The 24,551-nt window shown below is 45.0% G+C and carries 17 protein-coding genes; 7 read left to right on the forward strand and 10 right to left on the reverse strand.

What is annotated here, in order from left to right; translation table 11 throughout:
• Window positions 1-462 precede the first annotated feature (462 nt).
• On the forward strand, window positions 463-1,002 hold the full coding sequence (locus tag AB4238_RS10985) for an outer membrane beta-barrel protein (protein ID WP_372033481.1): 540 nt from the start codon (window positions 463-465) through the stop codon (window positions 1,000-1,002).
• Window positions 1,003-1,087: 85 nt separating this feature from the next.
• On the opposite strand, the gene AB4238_RS10990 is transcribed toward AB4238_RS10985, so the two are convergent.
• Window positions 1,088-2,737 carry a ShlB/FhaC/HecB family hemolysin secretion/activation protein gene (locus tag AB4238_RS10990; protein WP_372033482.1) on the reverse strand — a complete coding sequence of 550 codons (1,650 nt, stop codon included), beginning with the start codon at window positions 2,735-2,737 and terminating at the stop codon, window positions 1,088-1,090.
• Window positions 2,738-2,932: 195 nt separating this feature from the next.
• Window positions 2,933-4,153: a threonine/serine exporter ThrE family protein gene (locus AB4238_RS10995; protein WP_372033483.1), complete on the reverse strand. Its 1,221-nt coding sequence runs from the start codon at window positions 4,151-4,153 to the stop codon at window positions 2,933-2,935.
• 214 nt (window positions 4,154-4,367) lie between these two features.
• Here AB4238_RS10995 and AB4238_RS11000 point away from each other — a divergent pair, with 214 nt between their 5' ends.
• The 3 genes from AB4238_RS11000 (at window position 4,368) to AB4238_RS11010 (ending at window position 7,765) form a co-directional block, all read left to right on the forward strand.
• Window positions 4,368-4,766, forward strand: a complete 399-nt coding sequence (locus tag AB4238_RS11000; protein WP_372033484.1) for an MAPEG family protein — start codon at window positions 4,368-4,370, stop codon at window positions 4,764-4,766.
• Window positions 4,767-5,007: 241 nt separating this feature from the next.
• Window positions 5,008-7,332 (forward strand): YgiQ family radical SAM protein, encoded by a 2,325-nt coding sequence (locus tag AB4238_RS11005; protein ID WP_372033485.1) that lies wholly within the window; start codon window positions 5,008-5,010, stop codon window positions 7,330-7,332.
• 85 nt (window positions 7,333-7,417) lie between these two features.
• Window positions 7,418-7,765, forward strand: a complete 348-nt coding sequence (locus AB4238_RS11010) for a YkvA family protein (protein WP_372033486.1) — start codon at window positions 7,418-7,420, stop codon at window positions 7,763-7,765.
• Window positions 7,766-7,788: 23 nt separating this feature from the next.
• Here the strand turns inward: AB4238_RS11010 and AB4238_RS11015 are convergent, their stop codons facing one another.
• Window positions 7,789-11,343, reverse strand: coding sequence for a hypothetical protein (locus tag AB4238_RS11015; protein WP_372033487.1), 3,555 nt, complete (start codon window positions 11,341-11,343; stop codon window positions 7,789-7,791).
• Window positions 11,344-11,636: 293 nt separating this feature from the next.
• Window positions 11,637-11,960, reverse strand: a complete 324-nt coding sequence (locus AB4238_RS11020) for a hypothetical protein (RefSeq protein WP_372033488.1) — start codon at window positions 11,958-11,960, stop codon at window positions 11,637-11,639.
• Between the two features lie 284 nt (window positions 11,961-12,244).
• Here AB4238_RS11020 and AB4238_RS11025 point away from each other — a divergent pair, with 284 nt between their 5' ends.
• Window positions 12,245-12,367 (forward strand): hypothetical protein, encoded by a 123-nt coding sequence (locus tag AB4238_RS11025; RefSeq protein WP_372033489.1) that lies wholly within the window; start codon window positions 12,245-12,247, stop codon window positions 12,365-12,367.
• Between the two features lie 444 nt (window positions 12,368-12,811).
• Here the strand turns inward: AB4238_RS11025 and AB4238_RS11030 are convergent, their stop codons facing one another.
• From AB4238_RS11030 to AB4238_RS11055, 6 genes are all read right to left on the reverse strand, one after another.
• Window positions 12,812-13,870 carry a porin gene (locus AB4238_RS11030; RefSeq protein ID WP_372033490.1) on the reverse strand — a complete coding sequence of 353 codons (1,059 nt, stop codon included), beginning with the start codon at window positions 13,868-13,870 and terminating at the stop codon, window positions 12,812-12,814.
• Window positions 13,871-14,012: 142 nt separating this feature from the next.
• On the reverse strand, window positions 14,013-14,978 hold the full coding sequence (locus tag AB4238_RS11035) for a formate dehydrogenase subunit gamma (protein WP_372033491.1): 966 nt from the start codon (window positions 14,976-14,978) through the stop codon (window positions 14,013-14,015).
• 142 nt (window positions 14,979-15,120) lie between these two features.
• Window positions 15,121-15,708 (reverse strand): molecular chaperone, encoded by a 588-nt coding sequence (locus tag AB4238_RS11040; RefSeq protein WP_372033492.1) that lies wholly within the window; start codon window positions 15,706-15,708, stop codon window positions 15,121-15,123.
• Window positions 15,708-16,253 (reverse strand): 4Fe-4S dicluster domain-containing protein, encoded by a 546-nt coding sequence (locus AB4238_RS11045; RefSeq protein ID WP_372033493.1) that lies wholly within the window; start codon window positions 16,251-16,253, stop codon window positions 15,708-15,710. The genes AB4238_RS11040 and AB4238_RS11045 overlap by 1 nt, the downstream gene beginning before the upstream one ends.
• A 10-nt stretch (window positions 16,254-16,263) precedes the next feature.
• Window positions 16,264-18,477, reverse strand: a complete 2,214-nt coding sequence (locus tag AB4238_RS11050; RefSeq protein ID WP_372033494.1) for a molybdopterin-dependent oxidoreductase — start codon at window positions 18,475-18,477, stop codon at window positions 16,264-16,266.
• Between the two features lie 203 nt (window positions 18,478-18,680).
• The gene (locus AB4238_RS11055; RefSeq protein WP_372033495.1) at window positions 18,681-19,646 is read right to left on the reverse strand and encodes a LysR family transcriptional regulator; all 966 of its coding nucleotides are present in this window, start codon (window positions 19,644-19,646) and stop codon (window positions 18,681-18,683) included.
• A 583-nt stretch (window positions 19,647-20,229) separates the two neighbouring features.
• On the opposite strand from AB4238_RS11055, the gene AB4238_RS11060 reads away from it, so the two are divergent.
• Window positions 20,230-20,925 carry a 4Fe-4S dicluster domain-containing protein gene (locus AB4238_RS11060; RefSeq protein ID WP_248976030.1) on the forward strand — a complete coding sequence of 232 codons (696 nt, stop codon included), beginning with the start codon at window positions 20,230-20,232 and terminating at the stop codon, window positions 20,923-20,925.
• Between the two features lie 9 nt (window positions 20,926-20,934).
• Window positions 20,935-23,970, forward strand: coding sequence for a molybdopterin-dependent oxidoreductase (locus AB4238_RS11065; RefSeq protein WP_372033496.1), 3,036 nt, complete (start codon window positions 20,935-20,937; stop codon window positions 23,968-23,970).
• Window positions 23,971-24,551: the final 581 nt, after the last annotated feature.

Raw genomic sequence — 24,551 nt, forward strand, 5'->3', positions numbered from 1 at the left:
TCGTTTCAATTCTTTTATTACTGCGTTACGAGCTTTTCACTTAGCCAGCTAAGCTTTATCGCTCACGCCTTGTACTAGAAGCATTACTCTTTACGGTAAAGAACCGAACAAAAACTAAGCTCGAAAGATCAACAACCCCTAGTAACGACAATGATTAAATCAGATTGATAACCAAACTGCTAGAGCTTCTATTTCTGAAATCCAATTTACCCATTAAATATTTTCAACTTAGTGGCTATTTTAGGGGCTAAGCGGTGAGGCATTTCTTGATAATAAACGTCCGCACTAAGGCAAACTAGCGCATTTATAGTCTCTTAAAATAATATTCTTCCACGGTATTTTGTCTCAAAATACGATACAAACTAGCTGGCTACAGGCACTTTTTCATTGAATAACCAAGGGGTAATCTAGCTTCAACGTCGATAACGACATTAAGCAGATTAGTCATGAGTGAGGTTTGTTATGAAAATTAAAACAATGTTAACCGGTGTTTTATGTTCAGGTTTACTCGTTAGCAGCGTAAATGCTGCCGAAGTTGAGTTTTTTGTTGGTGCTGCGGCAGGTTATCAAACTGATAGCGTCGATGGCAAAATTAGCCATGATACCGAAGATGTTTCATGGCAGGGGCGCGTCGGTGTGTTGATTGAAAAACAACATCGAATTACCGGTACCTTCGGTTACATGGAGGATGAGTTTTCGCAAGCTGGTATCGATTACAAGCAAGAGCAATATAGCTGGTTGCTGTCTTATGATTACCTGATGCCAGTACACAAAGATGTTAACCTTTTTGCAGGTATTTCAGTGGGCGCCAATGACAATAAGGTTGCAGGACGTGCCGATACCGATGTGGCTTGGGGTGGACAAGTGGGTGTGCAATATAAGTGGAGTGAGCATCTTTCTTCAGACTTGGGCTATCGCTATTTAGAACAAGATTATGAGCGTAATGGGATCACTATCGACAATAGCCAGCAGGTTTATCTAACGCTGGATTACAAGTTCTAACGAGCCTGTTTTCGATATGAAAAAGCCGACTGCAATGCAGTCGGCAAAATGTAAAGCTAAAACGTTCATCGTTAGCCGCTCGCAATTAGAACCTGTTTTTTACTAGGAAACGCCACTCCCAACTATTCACTTCTACGCCAGTGGTAAATGGCATACTAAAATCGATATGAGCAACGTTGCCATAGCTTGATTTAGATGAGTAAATCCGCGCGCCAATCCCAACACTGCCTATCACCCCAGATATTTCATTATTGGCATCATTACCGCCTGTAGCTTGACCAACATCGGAAAACACAGCCCACCCCAGTTCTGCTAACTGATACAGATTAATATTGGGATAGTTACGCACCTCAGCTGTAAACGCCCATTGATTATCACCATATTGATAATCGTTAGGGTAACCGCGGATCCCGGTGTCATCACCAAGGGCAAAAGGTTGGTCGATATAGTTATTCTGTGAGGCACTCAACCTCAACTTAGAGTAGGCGGTCCACTTAGGTGAAATATGATAAAAATACTCGGCGGCGACGTTGACTTTAAAGTAATCTTTTTGGCTGGTGGCAAATACACCTTCACCATCCATTTCCAGTAGTAGTAAATGGTCTTGGGCTTGAAAGCCTCGGCTCGATTGCCAATTAATATGGTAACCAACGGGGGAGTCATCACCTAGATCTCGGGTTTCGATACCAAGCTTGACGTAGTGTTGCCAGCCGAGATTAAAGTCCTCATTGTAGTTTATTAAGTGGACATTATTGAGCACTTTAAAATCATCTTGCAGGTATTGATAGGCAACCCATGGATAGAGGAAATCTCGATCTTGGGGCAGTTCTGACGTTGGGTACTCTTCGATATTATCGAAATCATGTTTATCTTGGGTCAGCCCGGTAATGACCCGTGAAAGCTCATCACTGTTGTGGTTGAGTAACCAGCCGAAGCGAGCGCTGTTATAGGTGACGGCATGCTCAAACTCGTTAAACTCTAAGCCGTTTTGCTTTAAGGTGTCGACCCGAAGATCATCTAAATATTCCGCGGAATACATGTTGCTACCGTCGAGTGTGTAGAAAGGCTTTTCAAAATAGAGGTGAGTCGCTTGACCATCACTATTGTCGTAAAAATCTGCCGCGATAGTGGCATGATCAATAAAATTAAGCGGAGCTTTGATGGCAAACTTATAGCCCGTTCTATCGGCATTTGATTGGTATTTAAAGCGTGTACGAATCCCCAAACCAAGCAAGTTATCTTCTTTAATGCCAATGGAAAATTTACTTTCACCACCACTACGGCCTACGCTAAAGGTGGGCAGTAAAGACCAGTTATCCCAAGTCTCTACTAGAATATTTTCAGCATCATCTTCGGCGATATCGGCATCTGGTGCAGGTTCGGCAAAATCAATTTCAGCATCTCGAATATAAGGCTCTGCGCGCAAAATACGTTGCGCCTCATCGAGATCTTTTTGGCTAACATTATCGTTTTCTTTAAAACTAAGCTTATCGCGTATGACATGATCGCGGGTATTGATATGCAGGTAGTTGGCCCAGCGATGAATAAAGAAGGTTTCAGGATCTGATAGATCAAAAATGTCATTACTCTTAACTACAATGCTTTTTATCTTCTTTTTCTGCTCGTAATCTAGAGGCTTAGGATCTTGCTCATTGGGTTTGGCCGTTTCAGCATGAACCGCACTGGAGAGTGCTAATGTAAGTGCGGTTAACGTGCTACTACTAAATCGAGTCATAGATAGAGAGACACCTAGCTGAATCAAAGGGGAAACAAGTGGTTTACAAGTCTATAACACATGGAACTAGGGCGTTAGTCAAGCTTAAGTTGATGATTTTACTTAAGGAGAAGTGAATGTAATCTGCAGAGTGCGAGCGCACTGCAGCGCCCGCATGTATGAATTTGTTACTCCGATATCGCTATTGGACATTCATTACAAGGTACGTCGAGGCGGAACGGCAACATTGGCAAAGATTAGCCCTGCTACAATCGACATAAAGATAAGGAACACTTGGGTGCCTAGGTGTGACTGATTAAAAATAGTTTCACCTAGAATTAAGGTATTTAGGCCGATGTAAGTTTTACTACCAGGCACGAGTATGACGATACCTTGCAGCAATGCGATAGTGGCTGGTGCTTTCATCCAGCGAGCATAAAGGTTTGAATATACACCCACGGCTAATGCACCAAAGAAAATACCGATCGAGTCGCCAAAGTAAATGCTGGCAAGCATAGCTGAGAAAAAGGCCACAATCCCCGCTAGAACGCCCCAAGGTGAGTCTTTCATGCGGGCTTTGAAGATAATCACTAGCGCCATCGACAGAATCGGTACCGCAGACCAGATAGCCCATTCAGGTAGCGAATCAGGTGGAACATAGGTGGTTTCACCAAACAAAGCTTTACCAATGGTTAAGCCGAGGATCACCCCAAAATAAAGCTTAAACAATAACATGAAGGCATCCATCACCCTCGCTGTGCCGGAGATTAAATCTCTGGCGGCGAGTTCTGCCAAGCCGAGCGTTAAGGCTAGCCCGGGGATAAAGATGATAATACCTGAGAGGATCACCACCGGAATATTCATGCTGGGGTCAAACTGTGCAATGCCGCTGGCGGCAATAGCACATAAGATTGCTGCGAGAGGCTCAAGCATCTCCGCCATGCGCTTAGAACGCTCAGCGCGGTAAACCAAGCCATAAACCATCAAGCCCAAAATAGCGGACCAAAATACATCGTTCCAGCTGGTACCCATTAACATGGCAAATGCGCCAGCTGAACTACCAAACGCCAATAACGTCAGTCCAGTACCATAAGGATTAGGCTTATTGGAGATCTCTTCTAGTCTTTCCAGCGCTTCAGCAAGAGTTCGTTTACCGGACATAAGCTCTTCAACGAGTTCATCGGTACGGGCGAGTGAGCCTAGATCGAGTTCGCCAGGTTTAACCCTTGCTACGTGGTTATGTTCTTGATCCTCATCATGCTGCAGTACAAAGGTCAGCGCGGTTGGCGAGATCAAAAAATAGCCCTCAATACCAAGCAGGTTGGAGACAGCTTGCAGGTGGGCTTCAAGTCGGTAGGCTGGCGTGCCAAATTTATGTAGAGCTTTGCCGAGTCTAATAATAAAGCGGCGTTTCTCTAGGAACTCTTGATTATCCAATATCTTACTCGCCAAAGGTGATTTAGGATTATTTATTTCAATTAAACAGTGGCTTACGCTTATTCAATATTGTTGACTTGGGCGACTGTTTACTGGCCTTGATTTTACGAGCGCATCTTAACCTATTTGAGCTAAAAAGGTTGCCATTTATTTACATAATGATCCTAAATTGTAATGCTGTACTTTTGAGGATGATTTTAAATAAGGACAAGCAATGCCACTCGCCATATCAGGACTCTATATAAGCCTTACAGCATTACTCACGATAGTGCTCACTTATAGGGTGATAAAACTAAGACGGATCCACAAAATTGGTATCGGCAGCGCTGGCAATGAAGCACTGGCATTAGCGCAACGAGTGCATGGCAATTTACTCGAAAATGCGCCAATAGTGTTGCTGCTACTTATCGTTGCAGAGATGAATGGCACCAGTGCTGCGCTATTGCATATATTCGGCACTGCCTGGATAGTCGCACGTTTGATGCATGCCATTGGTTTAACTCAAGGACAGGGCGGTTATCATTTTGGTCGTTTCTGGGGGGTATTAACCACTTGGGCGGTAACTTTGGGGTTAGTTGTAACCAATCTAATCGCATATGTGACTAACCTATAGCGGTGTTTGCTCGGTAATATCTGAGAGTGAAAATCTCGATAAGATAATCACAATCCCAAGCACAGCAATACCCACAGCCAGTTTATGGTCTTATAGGCTATACTAAAAAAAGCATCAACTTGATGCTTTTTTAGTCACACCTATGGTGCGGAGCCTGTTATACTCCGCGTCCCCGTTGTGAGCATCAGTAGGGACGCGTGAACCGCGTATTTTTTGTTATCTCAGTTAGGCTATCTAATCCATGCAAGTAGAATCCACACTTTTCACTCATCCCAAGTTTCGCTCTGAGCTTACTCGCCCAGCGCCATTTTTGCCTATGTCTCGTAAAGAGATGGACAAACTAGGCTGGGACAGCTGCGACATTATTATTGTTACTGGCGATGCATATGTGGATCATCCAAGTTTTGGTATGGCGGTAATTGGTCGCATGCTGGAAGCGCAAGGCTTTAGAGTCGGCATTATCTCGCAACCTGATTGGTCTAACAAAAATGACTTTATGAAGTTAGGTAAGCCGAACCTCTATTTCGGTGTAACTGCCGGTAACATGGACTCCATGATTAACCGTTACACTGCTGAACGCCGTATGCGACATGATGATGCTTATACCGCGGGTAACATTGGTGGCAAGCGCCCAGACCGTGCTGTTACCGTTTACACTCAGCGCTGTAAAGAAGCATTCAAGCAAGTGCCTGTGGTGATTGGTGGTATTGAAGCCAGTTTGCGCCGCATTGCTCATTACGACTACTGGTCAGATAAAGTCCGTCGTAGCGTTATCTTAGATGCTAAAGCTGACATCTTGGTTTACGGTAATGCCGAACGACCATTGGTGGAAGTGTCTCACCGTCTTGCCAATGGCGAGCCGATGAGTCAGTTGCATGATATTCGCGGCACTGCGGTTATCCGTAAAGAGCCGCTGCCAGAATGGAAGGGGATGGATTCGCGTAAGCTGGATCAGCTGCATAAAATTGATCCTATCCCTAATCCTTATGGCGCCGATGATGTTGGTTGTAAAAACCTATCTGGCCCAACGGATGAGAAGATTTTTGACAATGATGCGCCAAAGGCGATCAGTGTTCAGCCAGCAAGACCTAAGCCGTGGGAAAAAACCTATGTGCTGCTGCCGAGTTTCGAGAAGGTCTCTGAAGATAAATTCTTATATGCCCACGCATCACGTATCTTGCACCAAGAGCAAAATCCAGGTTGTGCACGAGCGCTGTTTCAAAAACATGCTGAACGCGCTATTTGGGTTAACCCACCGGCATGGCCGCTAAATACCGACGAGATGGATGGCGTTTTCGACTTAGCCTATAAGCGTGTGCCTCATCCTTCATACGGCAAAGAAAAAATTCCTGCCTACGACATGATTAAGACCTCGATCAATATCATGCGTGGCTGCTTTGGTGGTTGTTCGTTCTGTTCGATTACCGAGCATGAAGGGCGTATTATTCAAAGTCGTTCACAAGACTCGATTGTGAAAGAGATTAAAGATATCCAAGATAAAGTGCCGGGCTTTACTGGGGTGATTTCAGACTTGGGTGGCCCAACAGCAAATATGTACCGCTTAGGCTGCTCTAGTGTAAAAGCAGAAAGCACCTGTCGCCGCTTGTCGTGTGTGTTCCCGTCAATTTGTGGTCATCTAGATACCGATCATCAAGCGACTATCGATCTTTACCGTGCTGCCCGTGATGTCCCGGGCATTAAGAAGGTGCTTATTGCCTCTGGGGTGCGTTATGACCTCGCCACTGAAGATCCACGTTACGTCAAAGAGCTGGCTACTCATCATGTGGGCGGTTATTTGAAAATTGCGCCTGAGCATACCGAAGAGGGCCCACTGAATAAAATGATGAAGCCGGGCATGGGCACTTACGACAAGTTTAAAGAGCTTTTCGATAAGTACTCAAAAGAGGCGGGTAAGAAACAGTATTTGATCCCTTACTTTATCTCGGCGCATCCGGGCACCACCAATGAAGATATGGTGAACCTTGCTTTGTGGTTAAAAGCGGAGAAGTTTAAGCTCGATCAGGTACAAAACTTTTATCCATCACCGATGGCAAATGCGACAACCATTTACCATACCGAGCTGAACTCACTGAAGAATGTGAAGCACAGCAGTGAAGAGGTGTCAGTACCGAAGAAAGGTCGCCAACGTAAGTTGCATAAAGCCTTATTGCGTTACCACGACCCTGCGGGTTGGCCACTTATTCGCGAAGCGTTAATCGCCATGGGCAAAGAAAAGCTAATTGGCAATAGCCCAAGTTGTTTAGTGCCAGCAGAGTCTCGTCAAGAGCGCGAAGCGAATCGCAGTAAGAAGAAGCTAAACGTCAAAGATGACGGCAAAGGTAAGAAGGCATTCACTCGCTTCTCAGCCGATCAGTTTGCTGATCGCAAGTCTGAACAAGGGAAATCAGGCCAGGATAAACCTGGGCAGAAAAAGTCGGGTCAAGGTAAAGCTGGTCAAAGCAAAGCCAATGGCAATAAGCAGGGACAAGCAGCTAAAGCTGGTACTGGCGGTAAACGCCCAGTTAAAAAGAATGCTTGGGGCACCACGCCAAAGCATCAAAGGTAGTGATTATTGAAGGGCGTAAGCGCTAGCTAAATCATCAAAAATAAGGGAATATCACAGGGTATTCCCTTTTTTATTGGAGTGGATAATGGCTGATAATTCAGAGATCCCAAATAACTCAGAGTACAGCGACGATAGCTTTTGGTTGAAGGTAAAACAGTTTGCCAAAAAAGCCGGCCGTGAAGTCATCGATAATGCGCTGTGTTTGTATTACGCGGCGCAGCGGCCTGATACACCTAAGTGGGCTAAAACGGTGATATTTGGCGCCTTGGCATATTTTATCGCCCCTATTGATGCAATCCCCGACTTAACCCCTGTGGTCGGCTTCTCTGATGACTTAGGCGCGTTGGCTGCAGCATTGGCGATGGTATCTATGTACGTTGACGATAAAGTAAAAAATCAAGCCGCTGAAAAGTCAGCAGCTTGGTTTGATTAAAACGCTAAAAGCGTTGGTTAGTGTTAAGCTGGCGTAGCCGGATTAGCTGCAGCAAGACTGTCTCTAACTTGGCGGGATTTCTCACCTTTAAATATGGTTAGCAGTTCGGCGGCATCTGTTTGTTGCGCTAAGATATCCACTAAGGCGGCGCGATTGCTTACATGCAGATACGACAATACTGGCTTAAGCTCGCCGCTGCGCGCAAGCTGGGCGAGGTAACCTCCCATACCGTTGTGGTAGTGCTTAATCGCAAATAACACCAACAATTCACGCTTAACCTCATGAGCAAACAACCAGTCCATTAGTTCTTTATAGGCGCTCTCTCGATAGTCATCGCTATCTAGACCTAAGCGAGTGGCGAGATCAATTTTTCCTTGGCTCACTTGCCGATCCATATGCGCGTTCACCATTTGCTCGACAATAATCTTGTAGGCTCGGTAGCTATGGTTGGCGAGCAGTAATAACAGTCGCTCGCGACGAGGCTTATCGATGCGCCATAAGAACTGGCCTACGCTATAACAACGATATTGATCGATACTGACAACTGTTTCAGTGGTTAAATAAGCATTAAATACCGGCGCAAAGTCCTCATAACAGGTTTCTCCCTGTAAGTAAGCCCATAGGCTAGCAGCAAGAGTTTGTTTGCGTTCAGCCTGCTCTGGTAGTTGTTGCACAGCGTCAATAACGGTAGCAGCATCGATATCATTATCAACGATAAGCAGTTGCCCGCCGAGATAGAGTTGATCGTAGTTGGCCGCGTCTTTATCGAGTACTAAAATCAATAATTCATCGTCAACTCGCTGGGCGATGGTGGCATTAATCCAACTCATACCCGAGCAATGACGCGACTGACTAATATCGGCATCTGGGTGCAAACGAAATGGCAAACGCAACTTTTTCGGTAGGTCATTGATGTCGGTGGCATGATCGAAATACAGTGTCGATGCGCTAAATTGATGCGCAATAACACTTTCCCATGAGCGGCTATTAAGAGCGATAAAGTCAGCTAAACACTGGCGCAAGTCAGCGTCTAACTTAAACGGAAGCTCAGGGAAGCGCAGCGCTACATCTTGATGAAATTCTAATTTATGACTCTGATAGGTAAAATCTAAGCCGCGCAACAAGGCGTGTGCTTGCGCTCGTTGTCTGGCGGCTATCATGCCACCTTGGGCTGCATTAGCGGGGATGGTTTCTTCCATCAAATCGACAAGTGCAAGGTACTCACTTTCACGGCTTGAGCTATGGATAGATTGCTCTACCTGAAACGCTAACGTGTAGTCTTCGGCAATCCCATGGCGGTTAAGCAGTTCATAGAAGTTAATTTCATCGAGCTGATTGTCGAATCTTAAACGGTATTCATGGTTGCTATAAAGGCGACTAAGATGGCGGATCATCTTAGTTGGCGCCATCGTGATCAACAGTTGCCACAAGCGCTCAGCAATTTGACCTGCAGTAGTGGGCAACTGTTTTAGCCAAAAGCACATAATGGCAACGCGCTGGTAGTCATCATCGTAGTCTTGGAAAAAATGGTAACTAATCTGCTTGTCACTGATTTTAGGAAAATACAGATTAGATTGGCGACATACGTCATCTCGGTGCAGATGCTGATCAAACAGTGCAATTATCTCAGTTTGGCTAAGTTCTGCTTTATCCTGAGTGAAATAGTGCCTGACTTGCTCAAGCTCTGTGGGGGTAAAGCCCTTGTCTTCGAAGTGGCCTTCGCCTTGAATTTCGGCGTGTTCCAGCAATAAGGCAGCTGCTCGCTCAAATGCTATACCTAACCCCGTTTGTAGCCCTGCGGTATAGGCATCATCAACGTGGTTACTCGTATCTTGTAGCAATAGGTAGGCTTTGAGCGCATCTGTGCCAAGATTATCTTCAGGCCAGTGGCTAACATCATAGCAAGTACGTTGCTTGAATAGTTTGTCGGCTTGCTGCAGCATGGTCAGTGTGACTGGGTCATCCATATCACTAAAGCCGTCGATAAGCTGTTCTAACTTACGTTTGTCATGTTTGCTGAGTTCACCTTCTGCTGCAGCGGGCGCAGGATCAAAGCGAGCATAGTAGGCCTCAGTGGTCATTATCGGCTGATAGTCACCTTCACCAGTGAGCATTTCACATAGCTCTGCCGATAAGGTTTTTTGACCCAATATGCGATAGAAGATGTCGACAAAGCGCAACATGATATGCGCTGATTTCACATGGCTAATACTGTTGTCATCTGGGCTTAGATAAGCTTTACAAATAACCCCTTGTTCAAACTCAACATCAAAATAGCACTCTTTATCTTCGAGTAGATCGTTGGCTGGATAGCTAAGTACTTCGTGTATATTCTCACGCAGATTGTCTAAATTGTCTCTATTCCAGCAAGCCTCGTCCATTGCATCATATAGCGAAGGGGCATGAATCTTACAATGCGCCCAAATATCAAAAGGCTCAATGGTGTCTAAAATCGCAGGGTTTTCATTGAGCACCACATACTTCAGCAGCGCATCGCTATTGTCTAACGTAGCGATGAAATCTGTAAGCATATGGGTGCCACCCAATTCGGCTTGTCGCTCCTCTTTGAGCTTGTCATATTGGCGGTATTTTTCTTGGCGCTGGAAGACACTTTGAGCATAGGCCGATAGCGGGCTATCGAGTTCATTTTCTAGTTGTTGCTGTAGATCCATCGCCTCATTTTCAAGCGTGTCATTAATAAAATGACGCCCAAGTTGGCGGCTTACCTCTTCATCTTCCCAGCTACAAAACTCGGGAAATAAACTTTGAAAAATTGCCAGTATTGGCTTTTGGCTAGCTAAATCTTCGCTTTCGTTCTCAACCAGCATCGGCTGCGCTGCAAAACGTTGCTTAAGCAATTCAATAAAGCGCGGATATTGCTGCGGGTTCTGCTGCAAAAACTCACCCAGCGGCAAATATTCTGCGGTGGTGCTTTCCCAGTGGCTGCCATAAAAGGCGAAACGAAAGGCGCTATTATCACACCAAACAAATGCTTTCATCATGGCGTCACACCAACCGTGATGGCGCAGTAGAGTGAGGAGCATATGCTCATAGCCTGTGGCATGTTCATCGTCCCAGTAGGGGATAAAAAACTGCGCTAAATAAATCGCATCTTCAGCATCTTGCATCGCCATCATAAACAGGGCTTCAGCGCCAAAAACCCGCATATCATCGACCCACATTTCGCTGGTGTCATTTTCATAGCGAGCATAATCGGCCATAGCTTGTGCCGTCTGGCGTAGCTGTGGTTTTAAGGCGTCATGTTCAAGGGCAATCGCAAATAACAGCGCCTCTGAAATATACAGGCTGGTGTTTTCCGTCACTATATCTTGTAGGTTGTAGCCGCCATCTGGGGTGAGGTTCAATGCTTGCAGTGCGAGATCCGCATGCGCGGTATCGGCCAGCTGAAGGTGCTGACGTTGGCCGCTACTGATATCCATAAATGCGATATCAAATTGACTATTTTTGAATGCCTGACGCGCAGCGAGCTTTGTTTGATAAGTCACTAAGGCTTGCTCGATACTCGCGACATCAGTGCGATTGAAATCGATTATTTGAGATTTTGGGAATGAGTCCATTTTAACGTCCTGTTAAATGAAAAGTCTGATTTATGAAAGAGAGGGAACCAATATTTATGGCTGCGATGCTACTAGAATAGTTTATAAATAACAAACAGTTAGTTGTTAATGGCTTGTTGATTTTATCTGTGGTGAGTGCTTACGGAAAGGCTAGGTAGTTTGGTGGTCAGGCAAAGTTTTTTAGCCCCGAAGGCGCTTTATACTGCACTGAAGTGTGCGACTTATTTATCGGGGCTTAGCAATGAGTATTACTTTGCCCCAAATTTTATAGTGTGTGCCAAGGAGGTGGTGAATTAGTCACACCAGCCACATTTATATTGGCCGGCAACGATGTGATTAGTTAACTTTTTGCACTTTGCGCAAGGAGCTTGTGGAACTTGTTGCTCGATCTCTTGTTGCTCTAGCTCTTCTTGACCGAGTGAATAGCCGTTCCACTGGTGATTTGGGTCAGGCAGAAATGTAGCTCCACTGCCAACGCCGTCACCATGAGGCTCACGGGTTGCGACTAACCAACCTCCAGGCACCTTGGTTCTAAATGTATATGCAGGTCCGCCATTATTATCGAGTCGTTCCCAAGCCAGTGTTGGCCTTGTTTCTTTTTTTCTTTTAAAAAACATCTCTGAGTTCCAAGTGTGTTTATTCGAACTTACTGGGGTGGGTAAATTTGTATCGCAGCAGTTCAAATAAAACTCTTATACCAACTACTACGGCGGCTATTCTAAAGCAGTGTCTTGGTTTATTACAAATACAAATATCAAGATAATCTATATTAATTATTTACTTACGACAAAAGCGGGCTGTAGGTATGACAAGCAAACTCTAGATTGGCTGATCAGATATTGTGCAGTTAAAACTAGAGGTTTTCCATTCAAAAGAAAAAACAATAACCAAGTATATTCCCATGTCTAGTTATGATGCTGTCAAAGTAGAGCTTGCAATGGATTCACTGAGAGAAGCTTTAGATAGTGAAATTATCTATGCTGCACTAATGTTTGCATTTAATCCGTTTAAGTCAAAAGTATAAATAGATAGGAATATCTTTATTATCGGTAAACCAATGTTTGTAGCGTCGCGTATTTGTGGTTCCAATAACCTGCGGTCGGCGTATGTACAGATACTGCAGAGGCTCGCCGTTAACACATCCCTGTGGGCTCTAAGAAAGTGTCCTTGTTTTCGAAGGCCTCAGCCGCATCTGCACTGAGTTATAAAAGCGTAAATTATCAATAGTTGAGTTACCGGTTAGTGAGTTTTTCATTGGTGCTGGCAATAGTAGCTTGCTTGAGCTCGATGTAGGACAGCCAGTTTGAGATCACCAGACATAGGGCGACAATAGTCACCATTGACGCGATGAGCGATTTTCTAAATCCTAACAATGTTCTTCTCCCGAAGTGACAGGAATAAAAAGAGGCCTTGATGGCCTCTTTAGGTTGGAGCTTGCTAATACCGATCGGTATAACTAGCGGTTAGACTAGCCTTGCCACGTAAGGTTGAAGTCGTATCTAAAGCCGATAGTAATCGCGTGATCATTTTCTTGATGATCGTAGCTCTTATCTAAATACTCTAGGTGGACGCGAACATTGTCGATTGGGTTCCACTCAAGAGTGGTGTTGAAGCCATCGTAATCAGCAGATGTTTCACCATCGATACCATCTTTAAATTGGAAGTAACCGAGTTTAATTTTGTAGTCATCAAAAATAGGGTAGGCCAGTGCGGTGTCTAAGGTGCTGCCGCTGCGATCTTTATTCATGCTGCCAGCATCATAGTTGTACTGCTTGTCTTGATAGCTCACGGCAAGGTACAGATCATTATTGAAGGTGTAAGCCACTACGCCACCAAAGGTGTTGTCGTCGCCTTCAATGTTATTACTATCAAGTGTATTTTGCGTCACATAGCCTAAACCTATGTGTAGTTGGTCAATATCGTAACCAACACCAAGGTTGACCATGTCGGTGGCATCATCACCATTGTCGCCATCAAACTGGGCACCTGCCATCCAGGTAAAGTCACCTGTGACTAGCTGATAAGTGACAAAGTTATCGACAAAGAATGGGCTTTCATGGTCGTAGGCGTAAGGGCTGTTGCCGTGGTTAAAGATATCGACATATTCAGCCACTAAGGTGTACTGCGCAGGACGTTGCTTACCAATGCCGACTTGGCCGTAAGGTGACGCTATGGCAGCGTAGGCTTGGCGGGCTTTACCAAAGTTGCCAGAGTTGGCAATATCGACACTCCATTCGCCTTGCGCGATAGCGGTCCAGCCGTCGGCAAATTCAGTGCTGGCTTTAATACCGATGCGAGAGAGTGCATCGCGAACATCCCAAGTTTCATCTTGGCTGTCGTCTAGGTAACTTAATGTTGGGCGAATAGAGCCGTATAGACTGACTTGGCTATTTTTGAACTGTGACGGTGCAGCGTTATTTTCAAGCTTGGCAATACGCGCTTCAAGTTCGGCATTGTTATCAGCTGCATAAGCGTTAACGCAGCATAAGCTTACTGCAACCGCGACAATTGATTTTAACGTTTTCATTTGTGTATTTCCCTATTTTTCGGCAACAAAAAGTCGCCCTCTCTAGAGGCTAGAGTTGGTGCCGAACGAATAAATTTGTGCTGTTGGGTTGCCCATCAACAGCTAAGTGTTGATGGGCAGGTTGTGCTATTAAGCGACTGAGTTACTTCAGCTCTTTAAACCATAAGTTATGGTGTTGCTTAGCCCAGTTTTCGTCACAGTAACCAGAGGTCATGTTAGACATACCGCCTTCAGACATGACGGTTGCCATGAAGATGTGTACGACTGAGAACGCGCTGATAATGATGGTAGAGACAATGTGTAATACCAGCATAAAGTTAGCGGTATTCTTGGTGACGACAAAGGTTTCTGGGAACATCATTGTTAGCCCTGAAACCACCATCACACCACCAAAGAGGGCAAACACCCAAAACCAAAGTTTTTCACCCGCATTGGCAAATCCAGCATCTGGGTGATGTTTCTTACCGGTATTGAGGTAACCACCTAAAACAGCAAACCATTTCAAGTCATAACTTGCAGGGATTTGCTTTGGAGCCCACATCAAAATCATTAACACGTAACCCAAGATGAATGGGAACGCCATCAACTCATGTAGGCCACTTGAAAGCCCTACCAGTGATGCCCAGCTTGGCGCATTCATGCTTGGCTCAAAGTAGTGTCGACCGCCAGCCAAAACTAAGCCAGTTAGCATGAGTAGTATGCAAGCGATAGCACCTAGCCAATGCACACTGATACTTAGGCCTGACCAACGTTTGATCATCTTGCCTGAGAAGCCTTTATCTAGACGCGAGATACCATTTACCATGATAAAAATGATAAATAGCGCAATGACGCCAAATAGGCTGGCAAACACTAAAAATGCGATGCTATCGGTGGCACCTAAGTAACCAAGTACAGCTTCATTGGCATCTTCTGGTACTGATGCTGGCATTAATAGTTCAACTTGTGTTGGCATACCGCGGATCTCAGGGATGTCACCTGGAATAGCGTGTTCCTGAATTGTTTGCCATTGTTGAGGTTGCAGTGTTGCAACGTCAGCAGCCATAGCTGCCGTTGAGACAAACAGGCTAATGACAATAAAACTAAACAATCTTATTGCTCTGTTCATTCATAACTCCTTTAGCGACTTTAGGTCGTCTATTTGGTTCTACCCGCCAAATAGCTGATGGGGTATAAGTTCAGCTATCGACGGCTATTACCTTCTTGCTTGGTACATAGTGGCTTAACTTTGGTTATATAACGTTAAGCCATCACTGCATTTGCTTAGTGACAAAAAGGTGCAGTTCAGTAGCAAACTCGCGCCAAAATGCATGTTGAGCATGGTTTTTTATTCCTTCACAGAAGGGAGTGATCCACGTACCCAGATGCTTAGTAAGAAACTCATCGGCAATGGCCCTTAGTTCCTCAAAGGCTTCGATATCGTTTGCTGCTTTCTGCTCACTGGCTAACGCGTGAACACAGTAGAGAAACTCCAATTCGTTACCGATAAAGTCGGCTGGTTCATTGAATTTTTCGTCAATGACCAAGCCAATATGTTGGTAAAACTCGGCAACTCTGACGGTCTCGTCTGTATTCATGACATGATTGCCGCTGCGGTAGACTCCCTCGTAGGGAGCAACCAACAACTTATATGGCCCAATACACATGCGATTGAAGTCAAACTCCAGTTCAGATGCATCGTCGATAAAGCGCTTTGCTTCGTTTAACAAAGGGCTTTGTGGGTTATTCGCTTCGAGATACGCGATTAATCCGTTTAACGCCTCTGCCTTAGATGGAAAGAAAATCATCGACTTAAAGGCAAAGTAAGCCGTTGCCGTTGGGCCATATTGGCTAGTCATTATGCGCGTTCCTTAATAATCACCATGTTAGGTTTCGTGATGCAATCGCCGTAGCCGATACCTTCTTTACTTGCTGAAGGTCGCTTTAACACCTCATCGATATTACCTGTTTCAATACATTGAACAGGGCAACCGGTGACGCAAGCTGGCTTCATACCGCGGTCAAGAAGTTCAACACACATGTTGCACTTGTCGGCCTTGCCATCGTCTTCGCGAATACTGACAGCTGAATAAGGACAGGCGCTGGCACATAAGCCACAGCCAGTACATTTTTCACGGTCTAGTACCACAATTCCGTCGTCTTTAACGTGATAAGCTTTTGCCGGGCAGACCATCAAGCAGGCTGGGTTTTCACAGTGCATGCAAGAGTGGGATAGCCACACATCAACCGCGCCATCTTCGCGTTGCACTTCATAGCGATCGACCTTACGGAAGCGATGGTTTTCAGGAAGCTCATTGTGAATTTGACAGGCCACTGTACAAGCACCACAACCGACACAATTTTCTTGTCTGAAGACAAAGCCCACTTTTTGATTAATAGACATCTTTTACTCCTTAGGCTTTTTCTATCGCGACATTAGTCGAGTGGTAGGCTGAACAGCCGCCCATATCGGTTAACTTGTCGGTGGTGAGGTTGTTGGTACAGCTGGCTTTACCTTGCGGATCCATACGACGCCAGTTGTTCTTAGGTGCCATTACGGTACCGCGACCCACTTGACTTGAAACCTGAGCGACAAAGAATGCTTCGCCTCGGTGGTTGCTGAGTCTGACTCTGTCGTTATTGCTAATGCCAAGTGCTTTAGCATCTTCGGTGTTAATCTTGGCGAAGTATGCAGGGAAGTTACGAATGTACTTCACGTTGTAGAATGAACTGTTAGCACGCTGAGGGATCGCTGGAGATAGCATGCGGAATGGCAAGCTCTTCTCTTCTGGGATCATCTCGTCTTCTGGCAAACCAAAGTCGATGACTGGGTGGTAGCCCGCCTCTTTCATCATCTCTGAGTAAAACTCAATCTTGCCACTTGGCGTCTTGTACTTGCCGTCGCCAAAGTAAGGGCGTTGATCATAGACGGTGACAAACTTCTCTTTAATGATCTGCTCATAAGTGATGTTGTTGTGTCTAAATGCTGGCTCTTCGGTGTCTAAGAAGTCACGTAGGATCTGTTCATAATCAACACGCATCTCTGGGTGATGATCCAGTCCCATATGAGCTGCAAGTTCTTTAAAGAAGATCCAGTTGTCTTTAGACTCACCTAAAGGCTCAATCACTTTTTCAGAAGTTTGCATGTGGTAGCAGTTGTAGTCGGTGCCCATATCTGGGAACTCAAACTGGGTAGTCGATGGCACAATAATGTCAGCCAGTTCTGCGGTATCTGTCATTAAGAAGTCATGTACGACTAGGAACAGATCATCACGCATAGCGCCTAAACGACATGCATTCGAGTCTGGTGCGACTGATACAAAGTTACCGTTGTAGTTGATTACAGCCTTAATTGGCTTGATAGGTTTACCGTAAGCGGTTGGGTTTGTTGGATGAATCGCTTTAGCGATCTCCGTCATGTTCACATGACCCACGGTGTCGCCATTTGGATGGATATGATCCGCACGGCCTTTAGAGTAGTTTAAGCTGTCATCGGCTTGGGTGTTATCGTAAACGAAACCATTACCAATTTTACCGTATTGACCCGCAACGGCATGCATCATCGCAATAGCGCGAGACATACGTGCACCGTTGTAGTTACGTTGCATACCATAACCGAGACGAATAACAGATAGCTCAGATTCGCCGTAAACTTTGGCAAACTTGAACATCTTCTCTCTTGGTACACCAGTCACTTTCTCTATTTCGTCATAGCTCATTTCGTCTACGCGTTTAAGCAGGTCTTGGTAACCAATAGTATTAGCTTCGATAAACTGAGTATCGGCTAAGTTATTTTCAATTAGGTACTTCATGATCCCAGTCGCAAGATGGGTATCGGTACTTGGTTTTGGCTGTAGCCAGATATCAGCTTGTGATGCGATAGGTGTTCGCACTGGGTTGACAACTAATAGCTTGGCACCTTTGTCGCGTGCTTGGTTAATGAACTTAATGCCATGCACGTTAGTGGCAGTTTCATTCTGCCCCCAAGAGATATAACAGTTAGTGTAAATATTGTCGTATGGATCTGGGCCTTGGTAAGTACCCGTAACAGACTTCAATCCTTCATAAGCGGCGAAAACACACACTTTACGATCTAGCTTGCGAGAACCAACTGCGTTAAAGAAACGGCTTGGTCCGCCGTATTTACCGATAACGCCTTCATGGCCTGAATAGCTGTATGGCAAAATGGAGTCAGCGCCATGCTCTTTGATGATTTGTTGTAAGCGGCTAGAGATTTTTTGGTAAGCTTCATCCCAGCTGATGCGGCGCCATTTACCTTCACCTTTTGCTCCCGCTCGTTCCATTGGGTGCAAAATGCGGTCGGCAGCATAAGTATACTGGACGTAGGCGTGGCCTTTAACGCACGGAGATGTTCCCATTTTCTTCATCTCTGATGCGCCTTCGACATAGGTCATTCGGCCATTTTGAACGGTAAACTTCAGCAGACAACGGTCAGCACAGTTACGCTGACAAGTGTGATAAACGATTTTACCCTCACGCTTAAGCATCTTGTCTGGTGCGCCTCCGCGTTCTGTTGCAGTGGCTATACCTGGCACTAAGCCAGACAAAGAACCTACAACAGAACTGGCTCCAACTCCCTGCAGGAAGGTGCGTCTGTTAATTTTCATATGTTTTCCCCATCTTGATAGTGTTAATTCACTACTTATTCTTTTCGCATTGACGACATTGATATTGCTTTGTAAGTGACTTGGCTTCAGGCGTAGCAAATCACTCACTCGGTCACACGCTGTTTTGGTTCTGGTTTAGCTCCTTTAAATGCAAAATTAGGTCTCTCATCGACCGGCTTTTGACTTCCCCTGTGGATATAACGCTAGGCTTCACTGGCTATGCGCCATTCTCTTTCTAGCCCGCAGATTAATTTGGATTTGACCCAGTTGAATGCAGCCGAATGATTGGTATCTCCGAACAGGACATAGTTACCTATTTCACGGTTTTCACGACGGCGAACTCGGCATTTTTGTGCCAAGTCTTCAGGTAATTTTATGTAATCGATATCTGGCAACATGTTGACGAATTGGCGTGTAAATTGGTTACAGCTCAGAGTGATAGCGTCGGTTTCGCTGAGTAAGCGCATTGCTGATGCTAGGCTGTCGGTATAACCTTCCACTTCCATGCATAGATCTTGTTCACGACATAAGTTGACCAGTAGTGGGCAAGCGAGATCGTCGTAGTTATCAATCTCTAAGCAGGAGAAACGGGAAAGGTTTTCAAGCGTAATAGCTTGATGGAGAATCGGATGTTCACGCTGGGCCAAGATATAGAGACTGTCAGTTTCAGAGAACATTTCATAATTAAGGTTCTTAGCATTAAACCCTTCATAAACGACCACAAAGTCCATATCGCCATTGGCAAGCTCAGTGGAGCAATCATGAGTCAATACCCGGACATCAAACCTTAGATTAGGTGCTTCTTTTAGAATGTCATCGCGAACAACTTTCTGTACCGCGTAAACAAATTCATCATAGGCGTGGATGACAAACTGTCCTCCTGATTCAGCAGGGGTAAATACAGAATGCTGCATCTCAATTTTTTGATACTGTTCTACTAGGCTTTTTGCCATAGGAATAAGTTGGTGAGTTTTCTCGGTAGCGACAAAACCAGAACAACGTCTGATAAAAAGAGAGTCTTTAAATATATCTCTTAATATTTTTAGTGTTCTACTGACGCCCGAGGCTGTCATACCTAACTCATTTGCAGCTTGGTGACTTTGACCATGTTCATATATTGCAATAAACACTTTTAATTGATTGTAATTTAATTGGTCTATTTTGTTCATGGGAAAATCACCTGCGTTTTATGTGGTTTATATAATCTATATAAGAGTTGCGATATTCAGTGTTATAAGTCACACTTTTTAAAAGCTTGTTTTTATATTTTTGATTTAGCTCTCGTGTTTTACATATTAATATTCGCAAATATCAAATAGTGATATTTACTCTGGATAATTAATTAAGTTGAAAGTGTTGATTACCTTGTACGTTAGTACTATATGGGAGTTTTAAGGTGGTGTGGCTCAAACCGTTGAAATTAAAGGTTTTTAATTGTTGGCTCTTAATGTTTTTAAAAACGTGATATAAGTCTAGCTAGCTATTTTCGCCATGTGAAGCTTGTCTTAAGCCTATCTTAAGATTTAATTTCATCAAATATATAATTATTTTTACTATGTGAACTTTGTCCTAAATCTATCTCTAGATTTAATTTCATTAAAAATTAAATTATTTTTCTATTGTGACCATTATTTGATATTTAAACGTTTAATTGTTCCTTTGTTTATATATTTATATTTTTAAGTGTATTTTAAAAATAGATTTTATAAGTGCTATGAGTATTAAATACTGCATTCACAATAAGGAAAGAATATGTTGGATAGACGATCCATATTAAAAATGGCCGCTGGTGGAGCAATGTTGACTCTCATCCCTAGCGCGCAACTTCAAGCTAAAACCGCTGGAAAAAGATTGGCTATGGTGTTTGATGTTCGCCGTTGCACAGGCTGTCTATCTTGTACTGTGTCCTGTGCAATGGAAAACCAAACTGAGGCTGGACGTTGTCGAACTCGTGTCAACCAAGCGGCACTCGAAACCAGCACCGGTTTAGCGACGCTTGCGGTACCGAATCAATGTAATCAATGTGATAACCCTCCTTGTGTTGATGTTTGCCCTGCTGAGGCAACTTACAAACGCGAAGAAGATGGCATTGTGGTGATCGATCATGACGAGTGTATTCACTGCCAGTTATGTGTCGATGCTTGTCCATATGGGGCAAGACGTAAAGATGAAAGCTTAGAGACTCCTCCAGAAAAATGTAACTTCTGTATTCATCGTGTATCAGCGGGACTGCTGCCTGCCTGTGTAGAAACCTGCATTGGCGAGGCGCGCAGCTTTGGTGATTTAAACGATCCCACTAGCACCGTCTCAAAACTGGTTGCTGATAATAAGGTGTACGCCATGTTGGCTGGAGAGGGGACTAAACCAAATATCTTTTATATCGGTTTGCCTGAACAGCCACAGGATAAACAGATTTTGTCACTTAACTTCCTCGAATGGCAACGCTAGGAGCTGGTAATGGATAGACGTAAATTTTTAACGCAGGCAGGCGTTGTTTCTGTCGCTGCGGCAACTGTTGGCTGTAGTGATAAGTCCAACTCGATACATCCTGCGCGTAGTCAAGATGTGAGCCGATTCGGCCATCCGATCCCGCCTGAGTGTCAACAAGATGCTAATGGTGAATGGCAACAAACTGCGGGTGTTCGTACCGCTTATTCACGCTGCTTTAGCTGCTATAACATTTGTGGCCTGCGAGTCCGTGTCGATGCTAAAAATGACAAGATCTTAAAAGTCGGTGGTAATCCATATTGTGAAAACAACTCCGGTTCACCGCTACCAATTGAAACCAGTGTTAAGCAGAGCTATATCGCCTTAGCGGGAGAGAAAGGGCTAGAAAACCGTGCTACAACCTGTGCTAAAGGTGCAAGTTGTGCCGACTCTGTCGATGATGAACGCCGTGTCACCCAAGTGCTTAAGCGCGATGGTAAACGTGGTGAAGGTAGATGGGTCACTATTAGTTACGAGCAAGCACTGCAAGAGATTTTAGCCGGTGGCGATCTATTTGGTGAAGGTCACGTTGAAGGCTTACGTAGTCTGCGTCAACTCGATAAACCAGTAAAACCGGGCTATCCAGAGTTTGGCTCTGCAGCTAACCACTTGTTTGCCACTTACTGTGCAGAAGACACGTTACGTGGCAGCTTCTATGCGCGTTTTATGCAGCAAGCGTGGGGCACAAGCAACTTAGGTACTAAGCATGCTTATTGTGGCGCTGCCCAAGCAACCGGTTACAGTTTGGGTATGGCGGCGGGCTTTGAAGAGTGGCTCAATGATGTTGATTGGGAAAATGTCGAGTACGGCCTATTTATGGGAACCAGCCCAGGGTCTTCAGGCGCCAGCTTAAACCGCGTTGGTCGTGGTCTTGCGGATAGCCGAGTCGATAGAAAGTTTAAGTATGTTTGTGTTGATCCGCTGCTGCGCACCACGGTGGCGGCAGACACTAATGCGACTTGGTTGGCAGTCAAGCCCGGACAAGATGCAGCATTCTCATTTGGTGTTATCCGCACGATGTTGGAAGAGGGTTGGTTTAATAAAACTCATCTTGAAGGTGCTAGTGAGCAGGCTGCTAAGGCAGCAGGTGAACTCAATTACACCAATGCGGGTCATTTAGTGATTGTTGATCCAAAGCACCCGCAATATCGCCGCTTTGCGAAAGCCAAAGACTTTGGCTTAGGGGGCGATGAAGCGATCATCATTAAAGCGGGTAGCCAAGAGTTTGTCTCTGCAGAAAGGGGTGATAAAGCGGAGTTGTTTGTTAGGAAAACTCTTAAAGACAATGCTGGACGTAAAGTTACCCTAGCCTCTTCACTGTATCTTCTTAAAGAGGAATCACAACGCACCAGTATGCAAGAGTATGCTGCTAAATCGGGCATCGCAGTTGCAGATATGCGCCAAGTCGCCAAAGATTTAGGCCATTATGGGCGTAAGGCTTGTGTGGCTGGTAACGGCGGTACTAACTCATCAGATGGTTATGTGATGGGATGGATCTGGGCAACCTTAAATACTTTGGTTGGTAGTCATGACGCTAAAGGTGGTGCGATTTACGGTAATGGCCCGATTGGCGGTATGGAAGGTCGTTACGATTTAGCCAATATCGACAATGGTGTCAGCCTCGATGGCGTAGTTAATGCCTGTCGTGATGGTGCTTATGAATCTTCGACAGAATATAAGCAAAAGGTCGCAAAAGGCCAAAACCCTTACCCTGCGAGTACGCCTTGGCATGAAGTCTTGCCAGCAATGAATGCAGCAGAGCAGTGGACCAGTCATGCCAATAGTGACCCTTATCAAGCTAAGGTGTTGTTCAACTGGCGTAATAACTTTCTTTATAGTGCGGCATCAATTAGCCAAGAAGTGGTTGCGAGCATTGCTGACCCTAAACGTTTGCCGTTGGTTATTGGTATTGATTGCCATATGAATGAAACCAACCGCTACGCTGATTACTTTATTCCGGATCGTTCAATGCTAGAAGAGTATGCCGCGGATCGTATGTGGGGTTCGCATATGTTAGGTGTGGTTGCAGCTGCGCCTTTGGTGACGCCTAGAACGGTTAAAACTGCCGCAGACCAGCACGTATGTATGGAGCAGTTATTGGTTGATATCGCACTAGATATGCAACTTCCTGGTTTTGGTAAAGACGCGATTACTCGCGAAGATGGTTCTAGCGCAGATCTACTTTGTTTCGAAGATTGGCATGCTAAATACCTTGCTAATGTGGCAGCGCAGTGTGAAAGCTTGCCAACAGTTACCGCAGAAGATCGGCTGTGGGCTGGGCTAGATTATGCGATGAAACCTTTAACGCCAAGACTAACAGCAACTGAGGCCACAGAGGTTGAGGCGCTGTTATCACGTGGTGGTTACTATGTGGCTGATGACCGCTATGACGGTGACTTTATTAAAGGTGCAAGGGCTAAATGTTTGCAGCTGTATCACGAAGCAGTAGCGCAGGTGCGCCACGCTTATTCTGGTGAATACTATCCAGGCACAGTCACTTATCATGAGCATCGTTTTTGGAATGGCGATAGCTGGGACAGCCATTGGCCAAGTTCTGAATATCCACTGTTATTTTCTAGCTATAAGGCGACAGTGCGCTCTAACTATGCGGTCGCTTACAAACGCATAGCAGAGATAAGTCCAACCAACTTTGTTTATATGCATACAGAGACTGCTCAACAGCAAAACCTTAAGGACGGTGACACGGTAAGATTGGTTACTGCCAATGGCAAGCCTGCTGAAGGCACGTTGCAAACGGATCTTGGTGTGGCCAAAGGTGCGGTATGTGTCTCTCATGGATTTGGTCATTCAAAAGGGTTTGGTGGTGATGACCGAGTAATTAATGGCAAAAAGCTAGCAGGCTTAAAAGAGCGGGCTGGTGGTGTTGCAATTAATCAAATGATCCCGTCGGATCCGACCCGTAATCAAACTGCGAGTATGCTTAATGATTACTGGACTGGTGCGAACTGCCGCCACGGTATTCCAATCCGAGTTGAGAAGGTTTAGTTAAAACGGTTCCCCTCTTTGCATGGCGTTTTGAGGGACAACCTTAAGCATTTTAATCAAATGGGTTCCAATGCAGATCCGACCCGTAATCAAACTGCGAGTATGCTAAATGATTACTGGACTGGTGCGAACTGCCGCCACGGTATTCCAATCCGAGTTGAGAAGGTTTAGTTAAAACGGATCCCCTCGTTGCATGGCGTTTTGAGGGGCAACCTTAAGCATTTTAATCAAATGGATTCCAATGCAGATCCGACCCGTAATCAAACTGCGAGTATGCTCAATGATTATTGGACTGGTGCGAACTGCCGCCACGGTATTCCAATCCGAGTTGAGAAGGTTTAGTCCATCAGCAACCAATTTCCCCTCAGTGTTTTATTTGGCTGAGGGGACTTTTCTGCTCTTAAGCATTTTAATCAAATGCTTCCAATGCAGATCCGACCCGTAATCAAGGTGCGAGTATGCTCAATGATTACTGGACTGGTGCGAACTGCCGCCAAGGTATTCCAATCCGAGTTGAGAAGGTTTAGTTCATCAGCAACCAATTATCCCTCAGTGTTCTATTTGGCAGAGGGGCTTTTCTG

It is taken from the genome of Shewanella sp. 10N.286.45.A1 (assembly GCF_041470405.1).
Classification (GTDB): Bacteria; Pseudomonadota; Gammaproteobacteria; order Enterobacterales; family Shewanellaceae; genus Shewanella.

Coding starts and splice junctions, on each gene's coding strand:
- AB4238_RS10985 (WP_372033481.1), top strand. CDS start 463: ATGAAAATTAAAACAATGTTAACCGGTGTTTTATGTTCAGGTTTACTC.
- AB4238_RS10990 (WP_372033482.1), bottom strand. CDS start 2,737: ATGACTCGATTTAGTAGTAGCACGTTAACCGCACTTACATTAGCACTC.
- AB4238_RS11000 (WP_372033484.1), top strand. CDS start 4,368: ATGCCACTCGCCATATCAGGACTCTATATAAGCCTTACAGCATTACTC.
- AB4238_RS11005 (WP_372033485.1), top strand. CDS start 5,008: ATGCAAGTAGAATCCACACTTTTCACTCATCCCAAGTTTCGCTCTGAG.
- AB4238_RS11010 (WP_372033486.1), top strand. CDS start 7,418: ATGGCTGATAATTCAGAGATCCCAAATAACTCAGAGTACAGCGACGAT.
- AB4238_RS11015 (WP_372033487.1), bottom strand. CDS start 11,343: ATGGACTCATTCCCAAAATCTCAAATAATCGATTTCAATCGCACTGAT.
- AB4238_RS11020 (WP_372033488.1), bottom strand. CDS start 11,960: ATGTTTTTTAAAAGAAAAAAAGAAACAAGGCCAACACTGGCTTGGGAA.
- AB4238_RS11025 (WP_372033489.1), top strand. CDS start 12,245: ATGTCTAGTTATGATGCTGTCAAAGTAGAGCTTGCAATGGATTCACTG.
- AB4238_RS11030 (WP_372033490.1), bottom strand. CDS start 13,870: ATGAAAACGTTAAAATCAATTGTCGCGGTTGCAGTAAGCTTATGCTGC.
- AB4238_RS11035 (WP_372033491.1), bottom strand. CDS start 14,978: ATGAACAGAGCAATAAGATTGTTTAGTTTTATTGTCATTAGCCTGTTT.
- AB4238_RS11040 (WP_372033492.1), bottom strand. CDS start 15,708: ATGACTAGCCAATATGGCCCAACGGCAACGGCTTACTTTGCCTTTAAG.
- AB4238_RS11045 (WP_372033493.1), bottom strand. CDS start 16,253: ATGTCTATTAATCAAAAAGTGGGCTTTGTCTTCAGACAAGAAAATTGT.
- AB4238_RS11050 (WP_372033494.1), bottom strand. CDS start 18,477: ATGAAAATTAACAGACGCACCTTCCTGCAGGGAGTTGGAGCCAGTTCT.
- AB4238_RS11055 (WP_372033495.1), bottom strand. CDS start 19,646: ATGAACAAAATAGACCAATTAAATTACAATCAATTAAAAGTGTTTATT.
- AB4238_RS11060 (WP_248976030.1), top strand. CDS start 20,230: ATGTTGGATAGACGATCCATATTAAAAATGGCCGCTGGTGGAGCAATG.
- AB4238_RS11065 (WP_372033496.1), top strand. CDS start 20,935: ATGGATAGACGTAAATTTTTAACGCAGGCAGGCGTTGTTTCTGTCGCT.